The sequence below is a fragment of the Mycobacterium sp. NGS69 genome, from assembly GCF_059812165.1.
The window spans coordinates 176,889-194,099 of the sequence record NZ_JCALCD010000001.1 but is presented as its reverse complement, the minus strand read 5'-3'; the positions used below and the strand labels follow the sequence as shown (position 1 = coordinate 194,099).

The following is a 17,211-nucleotide window of genomic DNA, read 5'->3' as shown; positions in this document are numbered from 1 at the left end:
AATGAAAATTTCGCTGTTCTACGAGTTCGCCCTGCCGCGACCGTGGGCCCCGGGCGACGAACACGTCCTGTTGCAGGACTGCCTCGACGAGGTGGAGGCCGCCGACAAGGCGGGGTTCTCGACCGTCTGGCTCACCGAGCATCACTTCCTCGAGGAGTACTGCCATTCCACCGCGCCGGAGATCTTCCTGGCCGCGGCCAGCCAGCGGACCAAGAACATCCGGCTCGGGTTCGGGATCATGCACCTGCTGCCCGCGGTCAATCACCCCGCGCGAGTCGCCGAACGCATCGCCACCATCGACCTGCTCTCCAACGGGCGGGTGGAGTTCGGCACCGGGGAAGGTTCCTCCGTCGGCGAACTCGGCGGATTCGACGTCGATCCCGCCGACAAGCGCGCACAGTGGGAGGAGGCCCTCGAGGTCTCGATCCGATGCATGATCGAGGAGCCGTTCACCGGTTTCAAGGGTGATCAAATCCAAATGCCGCCGCGCAACGTCATTCCCAAGCCGCTGCAAAAGCCGCATCCGCCGGTCTGGGTGGCCTGCACGCGGCCGGCGAGCGTACAGATGGCCGCCCAAAAATGCATCGGTGCACTGAGCTTCGCGTACACCGGTCCCGGGCCGCTGACCGACCGGGTCAACGGCTACTACAAGGAGTTCGAGGAAAACGGCGTGCCCATCACGCCGCAGATCAACCCGAACATCCTGGCCATCGGTGGTGACCTTTCCATGATGGTCGCCAAGACCGAGGAGGAGGCCCTGCAACGGCTGGGGCAGGGCGGCGGATTCTTTTCGTTCGGGATCATGCACTACTACCTGACCGGGATGCACGTCCCCGGCCGGACCGGAGTGTGGAAGCGGTACCTCGAGGAGGTCGAGAAGGACCCAACGCTGGCCTACGGGCCCGGACGGGGCGCCATCGGATCCCCGGCCACCGTGCGCGAATTCCTGCGCGGCTACGAGGAGAGCGGCGTCGACGAGATCATCCTGCTGCTCAACCCGCGCAGCCACGAGGGCACGATGGAATCGATTGAGCTGATGGGCAAAGAGGTGTTGCCGGAGTTCATCGAGCGTGACCAGAAGGCCGTGGCGGTCAAGGCCAAGCGGCTTGCACCGGTCATCGAGAAGGTCGAGGCGCGCCGGCCGAAGTCGACCGCACCGCTGTTCGACGAAACCTACGCCTTCGGTGGCCTGCCCACCGGCCGCGACAAGTTCACCGCCAGCGAGATCCCCGAGGCCATGGCGGAGATCAACGAGGGCCGCGTGCAGGCGGCGCGGCGCGCCAAGGAGCAAGAGAACGGCAAGTGACGCCGGAAGCGGATTGAGCCGTGGGACACATCGACGATCTGTGGCGCTACGACGGCCGCCGCGCCGTGGTGACCGGTTGCGCTTCGGGCATCGGCGAACACGTGGTGCGCCAGCTCAGCGAACTCGGGGCCGACGTCGTCGGGCTGGACCAGCGCCGTCCGGCCTTCGAGCTCAACGGGTTTCACGAGGTTGATCTCGCCGATCCGGTCTCGATCGATCGGGCGGTGGCCTGCGTCGAGGGGCCGGTCGACGCGCTGTTCAACGTGGCCGGCGTCTCGTCCGGGATCGGCGACCCCAAGCTGGTCGTCACCATCAACTTCCTCGGGCTGCGGCAGCTCACCGAGGCGCTGATCGACCAGATGCCCGCGGGGTCGTCGATTGTCAGCGTCTCGTCACTGGCCGCGGCGGCGTACCGCGACCACGTGCACGCGGTGGCGCCGCTGCTGAACACGGCGACGATGTCCGAAGGCATCGACTGGTGTGACGCGCACCCCGACGCGCTCGCCGGCGGGGCCTACCAACTGTCCAAAGAGGCGATCATCCTTTACACCATGCGAAACGCCGCACCCCTTGGCGCGCGCGGCATCCGCATCAACTGCACCGGCCCCGGCGTCACCGAAACCCCGATCCTCGACCAGCTGCGCACGGCGTACGGGCAGGGCTTCTTGGACGACATTCCCAAGCCATTGGGGCGCGTTTCGCAGCCGGCCGAACAAGCCGCGGTCCTATTGTTTTTGAATAGCCGCGCGGCCAGCTACGTTACCGGCCAGGTGTTGTGGGTCGACGGCGGGAACGTGGGCGCGGCGATCGCCCGTGAGCTCGAGGAAGGAGCGCCGTGGCCAACCTAACCGACTTCCGGCGAGTCGCGCGCGACGTCTCCAACTGGGGACGGTGGGGTGCCGACGACGAGCTGGGCACGTTGAACTTCATCACCGCGGAGAAGGTCGCGCAGGCCGCGAGCCTGGTCCGGCACGGCAAGGTGTTCCCACTCGGCGTCGACTTCGGTGCGTCAGGCCCGCAGGGCGCCTTCGAATTTCGGCACAATCCCGTGCACATCATGACCGTCGACGGCGGCGATGTGAACACGCTGATCAAGTACGGTCCCCAGTGGCCGCGTAACCCGTTGGCGCATCAGCTCAGTCGCTACATGACCGCCGACAATCCGTTCCGCTTCAACGACGACATCATCATCATGCCGTTGCAGGCGGCCAGCCAGTGGGATGCGCTGTCGCACGTCTACTACGACGATCACCTCTACAACGGCTTCCCGGCGGATTCGGTGACCAGCATGGGGGCCTTCCGCTGCGGCATCGACAAGGTCGACGGTAAGGGCATCACGTCTCGCGGTGTGCTGCTGGACCTGGTTCGCCACCGCGGTGCGGAGGTTTTCCTCGAAGCCGGAAACCCGATCTCGCCGGAGGAACTCGACGACGTGGTTCGCGCCCAGGGCGTGACAATCGGGCGGGGCGACATCGTGCTGATCCGGACCGGCTGGTGGACAAGGTTTCTCATAACCGGCAACAAGACGGAGGGCTATTCCGGGCTGGATTGGCGATGTGCCCAGTGGCTGCATGACCACGAGATCGCGGCGGTCGCCGCCGACAATCTTCAGGTCGAAGACCTCGTGTCCGGAGTCGACGGCATCACCTTCCCCTTGCATTGCCTTTGCCTACGTGACATGGGAATGATTTTCGGCGAGTACTGGGACCTCACCGCGCTGGCGGACGATTGCGCCGCGGATGGCGTATACGAGTTTCAGCTCGTCGCCCCGCCCCTGAGAGTCGTTGGGGCCGTTGGCTCCCCGGTGAACCCGATCGCGATCAAGTAGAGAAGGCGGGCGATTGGAGATTCACCGCAAGACCCTGCTCGTCGACGGCCTGACCACCAGCTACCTGGGGGCGGGCGAAGGCGACCCGGTGGTGCTGCTGCACGGAGGCGAATTCGGCGCCAGCGCAGAACTCGGCTGGGAGCGCAACATCGCCGCGCTGGCGGCGCGATATCGCGTCCTGGCTCCGGACCAGCTGGGGTTCGGGCAATCGGCGAAGGTCATCGACTTCGTCGAGGGGCGCCGGATGCGGATTCGGCACGTGGCGCGATTCTGCGAGGAGCTTGGCGTTGGCTCCGCGCACTTCGTCGGCAACTCGATGGGCGCCATCAACCTGCTCACCGACGCCACCTCGGACACGCCGCTGCTGCCGGTCCGCAGCCTGGTCATCATCTGCGGGGGAGGCGAGATCCAGCAGAACCGGCATTTCGATGCGCTGCAACAGTACGACGCGACACTCCCGGCGATGCGGCGCATCGTCGAGGCGCTGTTCCACGACCCCGGCTACCCGGCGGACGAGGACTACGTCCGGCGGCGTTACGAATCGAGCACCATCCCCGGCGCATGGGAGGCGGTGGCGGCGGCCCGATTTCGTCGCCCCGACGCCGCGCCCTCCTCGACCCCGACGAGCACGCGCGCCTACGAGCGCATCAACGTGCCGACGCTCGTCATCGAGGGGGGCGACGACAAACTCCTCCCGTCCGGCTGGGCCGACCAGATCGCTAAGCAGATCGACGGTGCCCGCGCGGTGGTGGTGGCCAAGGCCGGTCACTGCCCGCAGATCGAGCAGCCGTCGGCGGTCAACGAGTTGCTGCTGGAGTTTCTTGCCGCCATCGGCAGTCAGACGACATAGTTCATGAGGGTCTGCATCCCGGCCACCTGGTGATAGTTGTTGTGGCAGTGCATGACCCATGTGCCGGGGTTGTCGGCGATCAGCACGGCGTCCAGCTTCTGCCCGGGCAGCACGATCACGGTGTCCTTCCGTGCACCGGCGCTGCCGTCGGAATTAACCATCTGAAAAGTGTGACCGTGCAGGTGAATTGGGTGATACATCATCGTGGTGTTGTTGAATGAGAGGGTCGGTCGTTGACCCTGTCGAACCTGCAGCGGACGGGTCTTGCCGTACGGCTCGCCGTTGATCGTCCAGTTGTACTGCATCATGTTGCCGCCCAAGACCACCGGCAGGTTAAGTCCCGGTTCGGCCCGACCCAGGTTGGCGGGTGACGTTGCGGTGAACATCCCGACGGTGCCCACCAGCTTGTCGAGTTCGGCCGGTTGGAATCGCGGGTCGGGAGGGCTGCCGGTGCCGGTGGTGAGCAGGGCCCGTGCCAGGGCGTTCTTCCCTTCCGCGAGTGCGACCAGCGGGAAGACGCCGTCGCCGGCCGTGACGACGACGTCGTAGCGTTCGGCCATGCCGATGAGCAGAGCATCGACCTGCTTGGGCACCACGGGATAGCCATCGGTATGCGTGACCGTCATCGAATGGCCGGACAGCGCGACACGGAACGCGGTGTCTGCGCCGGAGTTGATGAGACGGATCCTGATGCGCTGTCCCGGCTTCGCGCTGAACGACGTGGGCGCCGCCGGGATTCGGCCGTTGATCAGGTAGTAGGGGTAACCGATGTCTCCGGCGTCGCCGCCGAGTAGATCGCTCTTACTGCCGCCGTTGTCGGACATTCCAGGCATCTCTGGCATGCCGGACGTCTGCGTCATCGACGTTGTTGAGGTGGTGGGAAACGTCGCGGTCGTCGACGTCGTCGGGGTCGTCGGCGTGTTCGAGCGGCTCGGCTTGTCAGGACTGGTGAGCTCGCTGTAGAGCTGCTGCGGGCTCTTCCCGACGCCATCCGTCCAATCATCAAGGACGACAACCCATTCGGCGTCGTAGGCACCCTCCGTCGGATCGTCGATGATGAGCGGCAAATAAAGCCCAGGTCGTCTTCGAGGCCCACATGCGGATGGGCCCAGTAGGTGCCCGGATCCGGGACGGAGAACCGGTAGGTAAAGTCCTGGCCGGCATTGATGTTCGGAGTGGCGGGCTCGGCGCCGTCCATGTCGTTGCGCAGCCTGATGCCGTGCCAATGCACCGACGTCGGATGGTCTAGCTTGTTCGAGACTTTGATGACCAGTTCGTCCCCGACGTTGGCCCGGATCAGCGGGCCCGGGATGTTGTTGCCGTAGGCGAAGGTACGGGCGATCGGCCCACCGAGATCGATCTCGGCCTGCTGGGGAGTCAGGCTCGCGGTGACGGTGTGACCGCTATGCGGCCGCGCCTGCTCGGCCGCGTCGATGGCGGCGGCCATTTGCGCTGCGGCGCTCGATACTTGGGATTTGGTTTGGCTGCAGGCCGCCAGCGCGAGTCCGCCGGCGATGCCCGCCGCCATGAAGCCGCGGCGGGTCAGCCGCGCTGCGTCGAAGGGGACCCCCCTTGTGGGCGGCACGGGCATTGAGCACTCCTCGTCTCGGGTCGAATCGCCCCTGACGACTTATACCGTGCTCGGCCGTTGGCCGGAACGCAAGTCCGGCTCGTGCGCGCTCAGACCGTCCGGTAGATCCGGTCCGCCGGTATCGAGGCGACACCGAGTTCGGCCGCGACGGCGTCGACCGCGCGCCGGGCGATGTCGAGGTCCGCCCGGCCGTCGGCGGTGAAGTGCGGACCGATGTAGCGCTCGTAGTGGCGTTGCGCCTCATCGCGCGTCAGCCGGTTCAGAAACGAGGCTAGGTAATCGATTGCTAGCTCGGGTCGGTCGGCCATGGTCCGCAGCGCGCGTTGATTGGCCCGCACCACCGCCTGCACCGCCGGGCTGTCGGGCTGGAGGCGGCTTGCGTCCACCGCCACTCCGACGGTGGGGATCTCGAAAAAGTCACCGACCCACGCCAGCGTATGGAAGCCCTCCTCCTCGGCGACCTGCTCCGGCGCAAGCGTGCTGCCGACGTAGGCGGCGTCGATCGATTTGTCGCGCAGCCGCCGCAGATCCATCTGGTAGTCACCCGGGGATCGCACCACACACTCAAGATCGCGATCGGGGTCGAGACCATGCTGGCGCAACACGATTCGCGCGAAACAACCCGGTGCGGTGTGCGGGGCGTGTACGGCGAGCCGGCGCCCGCGAAGGTCCGCCATGGTGGACACGCCGGGGCCGCCGAGAAACCAGAACAGCGGGCGGTGGGTGTTCACGCTCAGCACCGCCCATTCGATGCCGTGGGTCAGCCGCGACAGAACGGCACGGCCGAGGCCGATCGTCGCGCAGGAGCGCAGACGCTCTGTATCCCAGTTGATTCCGTCCCGCACGGCGACGTGGATGCCTTCGTCGTGGAAGTAACCCTCCTGGTCGGCGATGTAGGCGACCAGTTCTTCGTGGATGCCGCGCCCGACGTAGGCCAGGTCGATCGTGTCCATGGCCGGTCAGTCCATCGCAAGGCCGCCGTTGACCGGCAGATAGTGCCCGGTGGTGAAACCGGAATCCTCACTCGCCAAGAACGCGATCGTGTGGGCCACCTCGTCGGGGGTGACGAGCCGTCCCATCGGTGCGGCCTCACCGAGCTGATCCATCCGCTCCGACGAAAGTTGCCCGGTCACCCTCGTTCCGCTGACGGTGGCCGGCGCCACCAGGTTCGCGGTGATCCCGTGCGGCGCCAGCTCGAGCGCGACGTAGCGGACGAACTGGTCCAGGGCGGCCTTGGCCGTGCCCAGCGCGATCATCCCGTCGCGCGGATGCCGCGAGAGCCCGGTACTGAGAAAGATCAGCCTGCCGAACCCACGGGAAATCATGCCCGGCACAACGGCTTTCGTCAGCGAATAAGCGGCGTGCAGCTCGTTGTCCAGCTTGCCGCCGAGCTGCTCCCAGGTGAGGTCGGCGAACGAGGTGACGACGAACGGGATCAACGCGTTGTGCACCAGCACGTCCACCCCGCCCCAGCGCCTCGCGATCTCGTCGGCCATGCCCGAGACGTCACCGGGTGCGGTGACATCGGCCCGGATCGCCACGGCCTCGCCGCCGGCCGACGCGATGCCGGCGACCACCTCCTCGGCCTCCCGGGCGCTGGCGCGGTGGTTGACTGCCACCCGAAAGCCGCGTTCGGCGAGAACCCGTGCCGTCGCCGCACCGATGCCGCGGCTGGCACCGGTAATCAAGGCAACCCGAGGCATCAGCGTCGATCCTCCGCGTTGGCTTACTGCGCGCCGCTCGAGGCGTGCGAGGCCTTCCAGTCGCTGAAGCGGGTGGGGTAGATCGTCGGGTCTTCGCCGTCGATGGGAACGATGCTCTGGTCGTCCAGCACCGCACCGTAGTAGGGCGCCGTGGGGTCGGTGACGACCTGACGGGCGTCGCCGTCCGCGGCCAGGCTGGCGCGGGCGAAGTCGTCCATGCCGAGCTTTTCGGGGCCGGCGATGTTGGTGATGCCGTTGGTCGGATCGCCGATCGCAGCCTGGGTGACTGCCGTGGCGACGTCCTTGGCGGCGATGGGCTGGAACGCCGCATGCGGCAGGCGAATCGTGTCGCCGTCGGCCGCCGAATCGGCGATCCCGCTGACGAATTCGAAGAACTGCGTCGCCCGCACGATCGAATACGGGGCTCCGGATTCCTCGATCACCTTCTCCTGGGCGACCTTGGCGCGCATGTAGCCGCTGTCCTGAGTGCGGTCCGCGCCCACGATCGAGAGCGCGACATGGTGCCGCACACCGGCCTCGCTCTCCGCGGCGAGGAGGTTACGGGAAGAGGTGGTGAAGAAGTGCAGTACGGCGTCGTCTTCCCAGGATGGCGAGTTGGCCACGTCCACCACCGTGTCCACGCCCGCCATGGCTTCTGCGACGCCCTCGCCGGTGACGGAGTCGACGCCCGAGCGCGGCGAGGCCGAGATCGCCTCGTGTCCCAGCTCGGTGAGATTGGCGATGACCTGCGAGCCGATGAGTCCGGTGCCGCCGATAACCAAGACCTTCATATCCGATCCCTCCCGAGGTAGCCGATGAAGTGGCCAACTCAGCATTCCACTTCCGCTCGGACCCGGATAGGCGCCGTTGCCCCTGCCCTTAAATCAACTGCTTGACTTAACGCGGCCGACGCCGATTAACTCGTCGTGTGGTCAACGATCTGGCGGGCAAGGTAGCCGTCGTCACCGGCGGGGCATCGGGCATCGGCCGCGGCACGGTGGAGAAGTTTGTCGCCGAGGGCGCGCGGGTCGTCATCGCCGACGTCGACGCCGACCGGGGCGAGGCGCTGGCGACGGCGCTGGGACCCGACGCGTTCTTCCAGCGCACGGACGTCTCGGACCCCGAACAGGTCGGGGCGCTGGTGGCGGCGGCCGTCGATAGGTTCGGCGGCCTGCACGTCATGGTGAACAACGCGGGGGTCTCGGGCACCATGCACCGCCGGTTTCTCGAGGACGACCTGGCCGACTTCCATCGGATCATGGCGGTCAACGTGCTGGGCGTGATGGCGGGTACCCGAGATGCCGCTCGGCACATGGCCGCCCACGGCGGGGGGTCGATCATCAACATGACGTCGATCGGTGGAATCCAGGCCGGCGGCGGCGTGATGACCTACCGCGCCTCCAAGGCGGCGGTCATCCAGTTCACCAAGTCCGCGGCAATCGAATTGGCGTACTACGAGATTCGGGTCAACGCCATCGCGCCGGGCAACATCCCCACGCCACTGTTGAAGGCGTCGGCGGTGGATATGGATCCCGCGGAGCTCGAGCGATATGAGGCCGGGATTCGCGAGACGATGCGGGCCGACCGGCCGTTGAAGCGCGAGGGGACGGCCGACGACATCGCGGAGGCGGCGCTGTACTTCGCCAGTGATCGGTCCCGCTACGTCACCGGGACCGTGCTGCCCGTCGACGGCGGGACGGTCGCGGGGAAGGTCATCCGGTCCAAACGCAAGGAATGACCCGCTCGGTGTCAATTAAATCAAGCGCTTGACTTAAAGTGAGGAACGGGGTTGACTAGCGGAATGACGACCGCAGGCAGGACCGTTCGCACCGAGCGGGCCAGCTCCACCCAGGAGGCGATCCTGGCGGCGGCCGAGCGACTATACGCCGAGCATGGCATGTTCGCCGTGTCGAACCGCCAGGTCAGCGAGGCGGCCGGGCAGGGCAACAACGCCGCGGTGGGCTACCACTTCGGTACCAAGGCCGACCTGGTGCGCGCCATCGAGCAGAAGCATCGCGGGCCCGTCGAGGAGCTGCGCGAACAGATGGTGGCCGAGCTGCTGGAGTCGCGCAGTTCCATCGAAATGCGGGACTGGGTCGCCTGCCTGGTGCGCCCACTCACCGACCACCTCGCGGAGCTCGGGAACCCGACCTGGTACGCGCGCTTCGCGGCGCAGGCGATGACGGACCCGGCCTACTACAACATCATCGTCAAGGGGGCGCTCAGCTCGCCGTCGCTGGTCCAGGTCGTCGACGGGATCAACGGTTGCCTGCCCGACCTGCCGGCCGAGGTTCGGTTCGAGCGCAACATCATGGCCCGCAATTTGTTGATGCACACCTGCGCCGATCGCGAGCGGGCGCTGGCGGCGGGTTCCACGATGCACCAATCGTCTTGGCGCGCCGCCGCATCCGGGCTCATCGACGCCATCGTCGGCCTGTGGCTGGCGCCCGTGACGCCGGACGAATAGGGATCGGCGATGAAGGTGACTGTCGACCAGAACGCCTGCGCGTCGTCGGGCAACTGCGTCATGAATGCGCCCGAGGTGTTCGACCAGCGCGACGACGACGGGGTCGTCGTGTTGCTCAATCCGAATCCGTCGGCCGAGCAGACCGAGGGCGCACGCCGTGCGGCCGCGGCGTGCCCCGCACTGGCCATCCACATCGAGGAATGAAATGTCGGACACCTTGACGAGCGCGAAACCCGAGACAGATCAACAGATCCCGGAATACCCGATGGCCCGCGACGCCGGCTGCCCCTTCGCGCCGCCTCCGGACGTGATGGCGCTCGCCGAGGCCAAGCCGCTGTCCAGGGTCCGGATTTGGGACGGCAGCACGCCGTGGCTCATCACGGGATACGACCAAGTGCGCGAACTGTTTTCCGACTCCCGGGTCAGCGTCGATGACCGCACGCCGGGGTTTCCGCACTGGAACGAGGGCATGTTGTCCACCGTGCACAAGCGCCCGCGGTCGGTCTTCACCTCCGATGGCGAGGAACACACCCGCTTCCGGCGGATGCTGTCGAAGCCCTTCACGTTCAAGCGGGTTGAGGGATTGCGGCCGAGCATCCAGCAGATCACCGACAACCACATCGACGCGATGCTCGCCGGACCGCAGCCGGCGGATCTGGTTACCGCGTTGGCGCTGCCGGTCCCGTCGCTGGTGATCAGCCAGCTGCTCGGGGTGCCGTACGAAGACGCCGAGATGTTCCAGCATCACGCCAACGTCGGGCTTGCGCGCTACGCGACGGGGGAGGACACCGTCAAGGGCGCGATGAACCTCAACAAGTACCTCGCGCAGCTGGTCGAGGCCCGGATGGCGAAGCCTCCAAAAGAATCAGAAGACGCGGTGTCCGATCTCGCCGAGCGAGTCAAAGCCGGCGAACTCAGCGTCAAAGAGGCCGCGCAGCTGGCCACCGGGCTGCTGATCGCGGGCCACGAGACCACCGCGAACATGGTCGGGCTGGGCGTGCTTGCGCTGCTGCAGAATCCAGACCAGTTGGCCGTCATCCGCGATGCCGAGGACCCCAAGATCGTCGCGAACGCGGTCGAGGAACTGTTGCGCTACCTCAGCATCATCCAGAACGGCCAGCGCCGCGTGGCCCTCGAAGACATCAACGTCGCCGGTGAGGTCATCCGGGCCGGCGAGGGCATCATCATCGACCTTGCCCCGGCGAACTGGGATGCGCGGGCGTTCACCGAGCCAGATCGGCTGTACCTGCACCGGTCTGGGGCGGATCGCAACGTCGCGTTCGGCTACGGCAGGCACCAGTGCGTCGGGCAACAGCTCGCCCGCGCGGAGCTGCAGATCATCTACCGCACGTTGTTCCGCCGCGTCCCGACGCTGGAGTTGGGCATCCCGTTCGAGGAGGTGCCGTTCAAACACGACCGGCTCGCCTACGGCGTCTACGAATTGCCGGTGACCTGGTGAACCGGCCCGATTACTCCCAGAAATGCCTATCCCGAATGGAGGGTCAACGATGACGACTCAAACAACCGCACCTTCGCTCTACCCGCCGGGAGGCTTTGGCGCACCGAAAGATCGCCGCGGGCACGCCAGCGGCAGCGACGTGGGGCTGCCCGAAGGGACGGTGGTTTTTTCCGCCGACAACCACGTCTCCCTCGCCGCCGACATCTTCTACGAGCGCTTCCCGGAGGAGCTCAAGGACAAGGCGCCGCGGATCTGGTACGAGGACGGCGCTTATCAGGTCGGGCGCAAGGGGCAGTCGTTTCTGCCGGGTGACTTCAGCGCGGTGCTGATGCAGTACGACGACCTGCCCGGGGCCGCGAGCAACAACATCGAGGCCCGCATCCAGGAGCTGCGCGAGGACGGCGTCGACAAGGAACTGGCCTTCCCCAACGCGGTGCTCGCGCTCTTCCACTATCCCGACAAGAAGCTTCGCGAACTCACGTTCCGCATCTACAACGAGCACATCGCGGAGCTCCAGGAGCGCTCGAACGGCCACTTTTACGGCGCCGGGCTGATCAACTGGTGGGATCCGCAAGGCGCCCGGCGCACGCTGGATGAGCTGAAATCGCTGGGACTCAAGACGTTTCTGATGCCGCTCAATCCCGGCAAGGACGACGACGGCAACCCCATCGACTACTCGAGCACGTCGATGGACGCCGTCTGGGACGAGATCGAGGCCGCCGGCCTGCCGATCACCCACCACATCGGGGAGACGCCGCCGAAGAGCCCGACCGAGTTCAACAGCGTCGTCGTCGGAATGATGATCAATATCGACGGATTCCGGGAAACGTTCGCCAAGTACATCTTCGGCGGCATCCTCGACCGGCACCCGGCGCTGCGCCTCGGCTGGTTCGAGGGCGGGATCTCCTGGGTGCCGTGGGCGCTGCAAGACGCCGAGCACCTGGTGGCGTCGTATCAGCACATGTTCAACCGGCCGCTGGAACACGACGTGCGCTACTACTGGGACAACCACATGAGCGCGTCGTTCATGGTCGACCCGCTGGGCCTGGAGCTGATCGACAAGATCGGCGTGCACAAGGCGATGTGGTCCAGCGATTACCCGCACAACGAAAGCACCTACGGTTACTCGGAGAAATCACTGGCCGCCGTCGTCGACGCGGTCGGACCGGAGAACGCGGCGCGAATCGTCAGCGGCAACGTGACCGAGTTCCTGGGCTTGTAATGACGACGTTGGCACAATCGAGCGCCAGTCTGGTGATTCCCGAAACACCCGATCTGACCCGGATGCGCCGCGAGACGGGAACGCGTCTGCGCTCGGCGATGGCCGACCGCGGTGTCGACGCGATGATCCTGCTGGGCAACAGCGCGGTGGTGTACGCCACCGGGACCAGTTGGCCACTGGGTGACGCGGGGTTGTCCTACGTCGAGCGGCCGGTGGCCGTGGTGCTCGCGGACGACGAATGGCCGCACCTGTTCCTGCCGTTCCGTGAGGGCGCCGCGCACGAGTCGGAGCTGCCGGTCGACCATCTGCACGGGCCGGTCTACCTCGAATTCGACGAAGGCGTGAGCGATTTCGCCCGCCGACTGGCCGAGCTGATCCCGGCCGGGGCGGTGATCGCGGTGGACGAGTGCACGGGTGCGATGTCGCGAGCCGCGAAGTCGTTGTTCCCCAACGGCGGTCCCGCCGATGCGGCGGCCGTCGTCAGCGCGGCCAAGGTCGTCAAGACCCCCGACGAACTGGCCTGCATCCGCACCGCCGTGCGGATCACCGATGAGGCGATGGTCGACGTGGTCAAGGCCCTCGCCCCCGGCGTCCGCCAGATCGACCTGTCGGCAAGCTTTTTGCGGCGGGCCTTCGAATTGGGCGCCATGGCCAGCATGCTGGAGCCGATCTGGCAGGTGATGCCGCCCAGCAAGGCCGAAGGGGTCTGGACGACGCATGGCGACTTGGCGCTGCCGCTGCTGAGCACCGAGCGCGAACTCGCCGAGGGCGACGTCCTGTGGACCGACGTCAGCATCACCTACCACGGCTACTGCTCGGACTTCGGCCGCACCTGGATCGTGGGCCGGGAACCGACACCGCGCCAGCAGGCGCAGTTCGACAGGTGGCAGGACATCATGACCGCCGTCGAGGCCGTGGCCCGCGCCGGCGCCACCGCCGGCGATCTGGGCAGGGCCGCCATCGCGGCCAACGACGGCACCCGGCCCTGGCTGCCGCACTTCTACCTCGGGCACGGAATCGGCGTCAACGCGGCCGAAATGCCCATGATCGGAACGGATCTCGGCCAGGAGTTCGACGACAACTTCGTCCTGCAGTCGGGAATGGTGCTGGTGCTCGAGCCGGTGGTCTGGGAGGACGGCACCGGCGGCTACCGCAGCGAAGAAGTCGTGGTGATCACCGAGGAAGGCTCGACTCGATTGACCGACTACCCCTACGCCCCGTATGGCTCCCGTGTCCGTTGAAGTCTGCCCCGACGCACGGGCGCTGCGATCGGGTCGCCGTCAGCGCGCGCTGGACCAGATGGCGGCCCACGACCTCGACGTGCTGGTTTTGGGGCGTCAGGCCAACACCCGCTACGTCACCGGCACCCCCCAGCTCTGGGTCGCCGGAACCCGGCCGTTCGGCCCGTCCTGTGTGCTGGTCCGGGCGACCGGCGCCATTCATCTGCTCAGCACGTGGGATGAAGGCGTCCCGGAGGACATTCCCCACGAGAACCTGTACGGCATCTCGTGGAACCCGGCCACGACCATGTCGGTGCTGCGACGCATCGACGGTGCGGCCACGGCACGTCGCGTCGGAACCGACGCGCTCTCACCGGCTTTCGCGCAGCTGCTGCCCACCGCCTTTCCCAACGCCGAGCTCGTCGACGGCGAGCGCGCGATGCGCGCCGCCCGGCGCGTCAAAACCGCCGAAGAGGTCGTCGCGCTGCGGGAGGCGTGCGCGGTGGCCGAGTCCGGCCTGGCCGCCGCGGTGGCCGAACTGCACCCCGGCGTGCGTGAACAAACCCTGGCCGGCGTCATGCTGGAGGCCATGGCGGCCGGCGGCGTGAGCACGCCGTCCAGCCAGGAATTCGCGTGGATCACGTCGCCCGACCACCCGTGGCGGCGGGTCACCGGTGACGGCCGTGTCAATGACGGTGATCTGGTGGCGTTTTCGGCCGGCGTGCTCGCCGGTGGCTATATGGGCGAGGTCGGGCGCACCTGGCCGGCGGGCGAGGTCTGTGGCGCCCCCGCCTTGTATCGGCGCTGGGACGATCTGGGGGACAGGCTGCTCGCCGCGTGCCGGCCCGGCGCCGCGGCCGGTGACCTGCTGGCGGCGTACGAGGCCGCCGGGGAACCCGCGCCGCCGATGCCGGTGGCCCGCGGCCTGGGCATGGGCTTCGACCCACCGGTGGTGTCGAAGCACCTGCCGCGCACCGCGGCCGACGAGCGGCTCGAGCCGGGGATGGTTTTGGCGGTGACGGGCTACGTGTGGGAGCAGGGTGTCGGGGCGGTGTTCGGGCGGGAGGCGGTGTTGATCACCGCCGACGGCCCCGAGGTGCTGACCTCGAGCCCGTCATGGCGGGCATGAGTGAGCGACCGCGGGTCGATGCGCCCTTGGCCGGCTGCACCGTGGTCGACCTTTCCACCGGAATAGCGGGCGCCTACTGCACCAAGCTGCTCGCCGACGGCGGCGCCGATGTCATCAAAGTCGAACCGCCAGAAGGTGATCCGCTGCGCCGGTGGTCGGCCTCGGGCGCGTCCCTCCCCGCCGATGCCGACGGGGCGCTATTCGGCTTCCTGTCCGGTGCCAAGCACAGCGTGGTCGCCGATCCCGCGGTTAACGACGACATCGACCTGGTCACACGGTTAATGGCCACGGCGGACGCGGTGGTGTGGTCCCGGGGCTCGCGGGTGGCCGAACATCCGCGCTTCGCGCCGGACGCGACCCATCAGGCGCACCCACACCTGACCGTCACCTCGATCACGCCGTTCGGCCTGCGGGGCCCCTGGAAAGACCGGGCGGCAACCGAATTCACCCTGCAGGCATGGTCGGGCGGGATCGTCGGGCTGGGCCGCGGGTTGCCCGAACGGGCACCCGTCTTCGTCGGCGGGCAGGTCGGTGAGTATATGGCCGGCGCCTACGCGAGCGCCGCCACCCTGGCGTCGCGGTTGCGCCGCGACGGCTCGGCGGGACCCGGTGAAATCATCGACCTGTCGATGCTGGAGACCCAGATCCTGTGCCTGACTTACTATCCGGTGACCTACTTCGAGATGCTCGGCCGGCCCTGGCGAGACGCCAGACGCCTCACGGTGCCGGGTGTGGCCCGGGCGAAGGACGGTCTGGTCGACCTCGGCTGTGGGACCGCGCAGCAGTGGTTTGACCTGTGCGCGATGGTCGGTCACCCGGAATGGATCGATGAACAGTCGCCGCTGACCATCACGGAGCAGGCCAACATCCATGCCCAAGACATCTACGCCTGGGTCGAGGCCAACCTGGTCGACGAGATCCGCGAACTCGCAACGGCCTTCCGGATCCCCAACGCGCCGGTCGCCAACGGCGCCACCATCGAGTCATTGGAACACTTCGTCGAACGAGGCTCCTTCGTGCGCAACCCGCGCGGCGACTTTCACCAGCCGAACCACCCTTACCGGATGCGGCCCGCGAGGCTACGGCCGCCCGCGGCGGCGCCGCGACTGGGCGAGCACACGGCGCGCTACCGGGCCGCGGCGCTGACCCCGCGGCGCGCGCCGACACCCTCCGGATCGCCGAAACCCTTGCCGTTCACGGGGCTTCGGGTATTGGACGTGACGACCTTCTGGGCCGGGCCCTGCTGCACCCACTTCCTGGCCATGCTCGGCGCCGAAGTCATCCACGTCGAGTCCGCCCGCCGGCCGGACGGCACCCGGCTCATCGCCGGAATACCCAGCACCGAGAGGCAGTGGTGGGACAAGTCGCCGATCTTCGCGGCCCTGAACAGCAATAAGAAGGGCCTGGCGCTGGACCTGCAGCGTCCACGCGGACGGGAGGTCCTGCTGCGGCTCATCGCGACCTGCGACGCGATCGTCGAAAATTTCACCCCCCGGGTGCTCGACCAGATCGGCCTGGATTTCGCGGCGGTTCAAGCGGTCCGGGCCGACGCGGTGATGCTGCGCATGCCCGGGTTCGGGCTCGACGGGCCGTGGCGCGACAACCCGGCGTTCGCCTACGCCATCGAATCGGCCTCCGGGCTGAGTTGGCTGACCGGCTACCCGGACCGCCCGCCGTACGAGCCGTATTCGATCGGCGACCCCAACGCCGGCGTCCATGCCCTCAACGCCCTGCTGCTGGCGCTGGAGCACAGACGCCGCACCGGGAACGGGGTGCTGGTCGAGGCGTCGATGGTCGACGCGGCGCTGAACATCGCGGCCGAGCAGGTCATCGAGTACACCGCGTACGGGGCGCTGCTGCAGCGCGCCGGCAACCGCGGACCGGCCGCGGCGCCCCAGAACCTCTACCGCAGCGCCGACATCGACGAATTCGGCCGGCCCGACTGCTGGGTCGCCATCGCGGTGCAAACCGACGATCAATGGCAAAAGCTGTGCGACGCGCTCGGATCACCCTCCTGGGCAACCGATCCCAAGCTGTCGACCGAGGCCGGGCGGCGCGCCGAGGAGGATCTCATTGATGAGCGGCTGGCCGCGTGGTGTAAGCACCGCCGCCGCGACGACATCGTCGCCACGCTTTGGGACGCCGGCGTGCCGGTGGCCAAGGTGATGCAGCCCCACCGCCAGACGGAGTTGCAGCAGCTGGCATTTCGCGGCTTCTTCGAAGAGGTCGATGACCCGCTGAACGGCCGGGCCAAGCTCAGCACGGTGCCCATGAGGTTCTCCGGCTGGCCCGGGCGGCTCCACACGAATCCGGCACCCACGCTCGGGCAACACAACCATGAGGTGCTCTCCGTACTGGGTCTGACCCCAGCGGAGATCGCGGACCTGGAGGCCGAAGGAGTCATCGGCGGCGCGCCCGCGATGTAGGCCGGGCCCC

General features: G+C 67.4%; 15 protein-coding genes and 1 pseudogene. 12 read left to right on the top strand and 4 right to left on the bottom strand.

Annotated elements, in window-relative coordinates:
* The first annotated feature begins 1 nt into the window (after position 1).
* The 4 genes from AC5Y2S_RS01020 to AC5Y2S_RS01005 are packed head-to-tail and all read left to right on the top strand — an operon-like array spanning position 2 to position 3,984.
* A complete protein-coding gene (locus AC5Y2S_RS01020; RefSeq protein WP_499953244.1) occupies positions 2-1,306 on the top strand; it encodes an LLM class flavin-dependent oxidoreductase in 1,305 nt (434 codons plus the stop codon).
* Positions 1,307-1,326: 20 nt separating this feature from the next.
* Positions 1,327-2,154: a coniferyl-alcohol dehydrogenase gene (locus AC5Y2S_RS01015; RefSeq protein ID WP_499953243.1), complete on the top strand. Its 828-nt coding sequence runs from the start codon at positions 1,327-1,329 to the stop codon at positions 2,152-2,154.
* A complete protein-coding gene (locus tag AC5Y2S_RS01010) occupies positions 2,142-3,134 on the top strand; it encodes a cyclase family protein (protein WP_499953241.1) in 993 nt (330 codons plus the stop codon). The genes AC5Y2S_RS01015 and AC5Y2S_RS01010 overlap by 13 nt, the downstream gene beginning before the upstream one ends.
* 13 nt (positions 3,135-3,147) lie before the next feature.
* Positions 3,148-3,984, top strand: a complete 837-nt coding sequence (locus AC5Y2S_RS01005; RefSeq protein WP_499953240.1) for an alpha/beta fold hydrolase — start codon at positions 3,148-3,150, stop codon at positions 3,982-3,984.
* On the opposite strand, the pseudogene AC5Y2S_RS01000 reads toward AC5Y2S_RS01005, so the two are convergent.
* The 4 genes and pseudogenes from AC5Y2S_RS01000 to AC5Y2S_RS00985 form a co-directional block, all read right to left on the bottom strand.
* Positions 3,972-5,575, bottom strand: a pseudogene (locus AC5Y2S_RS01000) (multicopper oxidase family protein). The gene AC5Y2S_RS01005 and the pseudogene AC5Y2S_RS01000 overlap by 13 nt on opposite strands.
* An 89-nt stretch (positions 5,576-5,664) precedes the next feature.
* Complete coding sequence (locus AC5Y2S_RS00995) at positions 5,665-6,528, bottom strand: ABC transporter substrate-binding protein (RefSeq protein WP_499953238.1); 864 nt, start codon at positions 6,526-6,528, stop codon at positions 5,665-5,667.
* 6 nt (positions 6,529-6,534) lie between these two features.
* Positions 6,535-7,278: an SDR family NAD(P)-dependent oxidoreductase gene (locus AC5Y2S_RS00990; RefSeq protein WP_499953237.1), complete on the bottom strand. Its 744-nt coding sequence runs from the start codon at positions 7,276-7,278 to the stop codon at positions 6,535-6,537.
* A 23-nt stretch (positions 7,279-7,301) separates the two neighbouring features.
* Complete coding sequence (locus AC5Y2S_RS00985; RefSeq protein ID WP_499953235.1) at positions 7,302-8,069, bottom strand: SDR family oxidoreductase; 768 nt, start codon at positions 8,067-8,069, stop codon at positions 7,302-7,304.
* Positions 8,070-8,206: 137 nt separating this feature from the next.
* Here AC5Y2S_RS00985 and AC5Y2S_RS00980 point away from each other — a divergent pair, with 137 nt between their 5' ends.
* The 8 genes from AC5Y2S_RS00980 (at position 8,207) to AC5Y2S_RS00945 (ending at position 17,201) form a co-directional block, all read left to right on the top strand.
* Positions 8,207-9,016, top strand: coding sequence for an SDR family NAD(P)-dependent oxidoreductase (locus AC5Y2S_RS00980; protein ID WP_499953233.1), 810 nt, complete (start codon positions 8,207-8,209; stop codon positions 9,014-9,016).
* Positions 9,017-9,079: 63 nt separating this feature from the next.
* Positions 9,080-9,745 carry a TetR/AcrR family transcriptional regulator gene (locus AC5Y2S_RS00975; RefSeq protein ID WP_499953232.1) on the top strand — a complete coding sequence of 222 codons (666 nt, stop codon included), beginning with the start codon at positions 9,080-9,082 and terminating at the stop codon, positions 9,743-9,745.
* A 9-nt stretch (positions 9,746-9,754) separates the two neighbouring features.
* On the top strand, positions 9,755-9,949 hold the full coding sequence (locus AC5Y2S_RS00970) for a ferredoxin (RefSeq protein ID WP_499953230.1): 195 nt from the start codon (positions 9,755-9,757) through the stop codon (positions 9,947-9,949).
* A 1-nt stretch (position 9,950) separates the two neighbouring features.
* The gene (locus tag AC5Y2S_RS00965) at positions 9,951-11,204 is read left to right on the top strand and encodes a cytochrome P450 (protein ID WP_499953228.1); all 1,254 of its coding nucleotides are present in this window, start codon (positions 9,951-9,953) and stop codon (positions 11,202-11,204) included.
* 160 nt (positions 11,205-11,364) lie between these two features.
* Positions 11,365-12,426 carry an amidohydrolase family protein gene (locus AC5Y2S_RS00960; RefSeq protein ID WP_499954306.1) on the top strand — a complete coding sequence of 354 codons (1,062 nt, stop codon included), beginning with the start codon at positions 11,365-11,367 and terminating at the stop codon, positions 12,424-12,426.
* Entirely contained in the window at positions 12,426-13,667 is a 1,242-nt protein-coding gene (locus AC5Y2S_RS00955) for a M24 family metallopeptidase (protein ID WP_499953227.1), read from the top strand. Before AC5Y2S_RS00960 ends, AC5Y2S_RS00955 begins: the two co-directional genes overlap by 1 nt.
* Positions 13,648-14,775 carry a M24 family metallopeptidase gene (locus tag AC5Y2S_RS00950; protein ID WP_499953225.1) on the top strand — a complete coding sequence of 376 codons (1,128 nt, stop codon included), beginning with the start codon at positions 13,648-13,650 and terminating at the stop codon, positions 14,773-14,775. Before AC5Y2S_RS00955 ends, AC5Y2S_RS00950 begins: the two co-directional genes overlap by 20 nt.
* A complete protein-coding gene (locus AC5Y2S_RS00945; RefSeq protein WP_499953224.1) occupies positions 14,772-17,201 on the top strand; it encodes a CaiB/BaiF CoA transferase family protein in 2,430 nt (809 codons plus the stop codon). The genes AC5Y2S_RS00950 and AC5Y2S_RS00945 overlap by 4 nt, the downstream gene beginning before the upstream one ends.
* Positions 17,202-17,211: the final 10 nt, after the last annotated feature.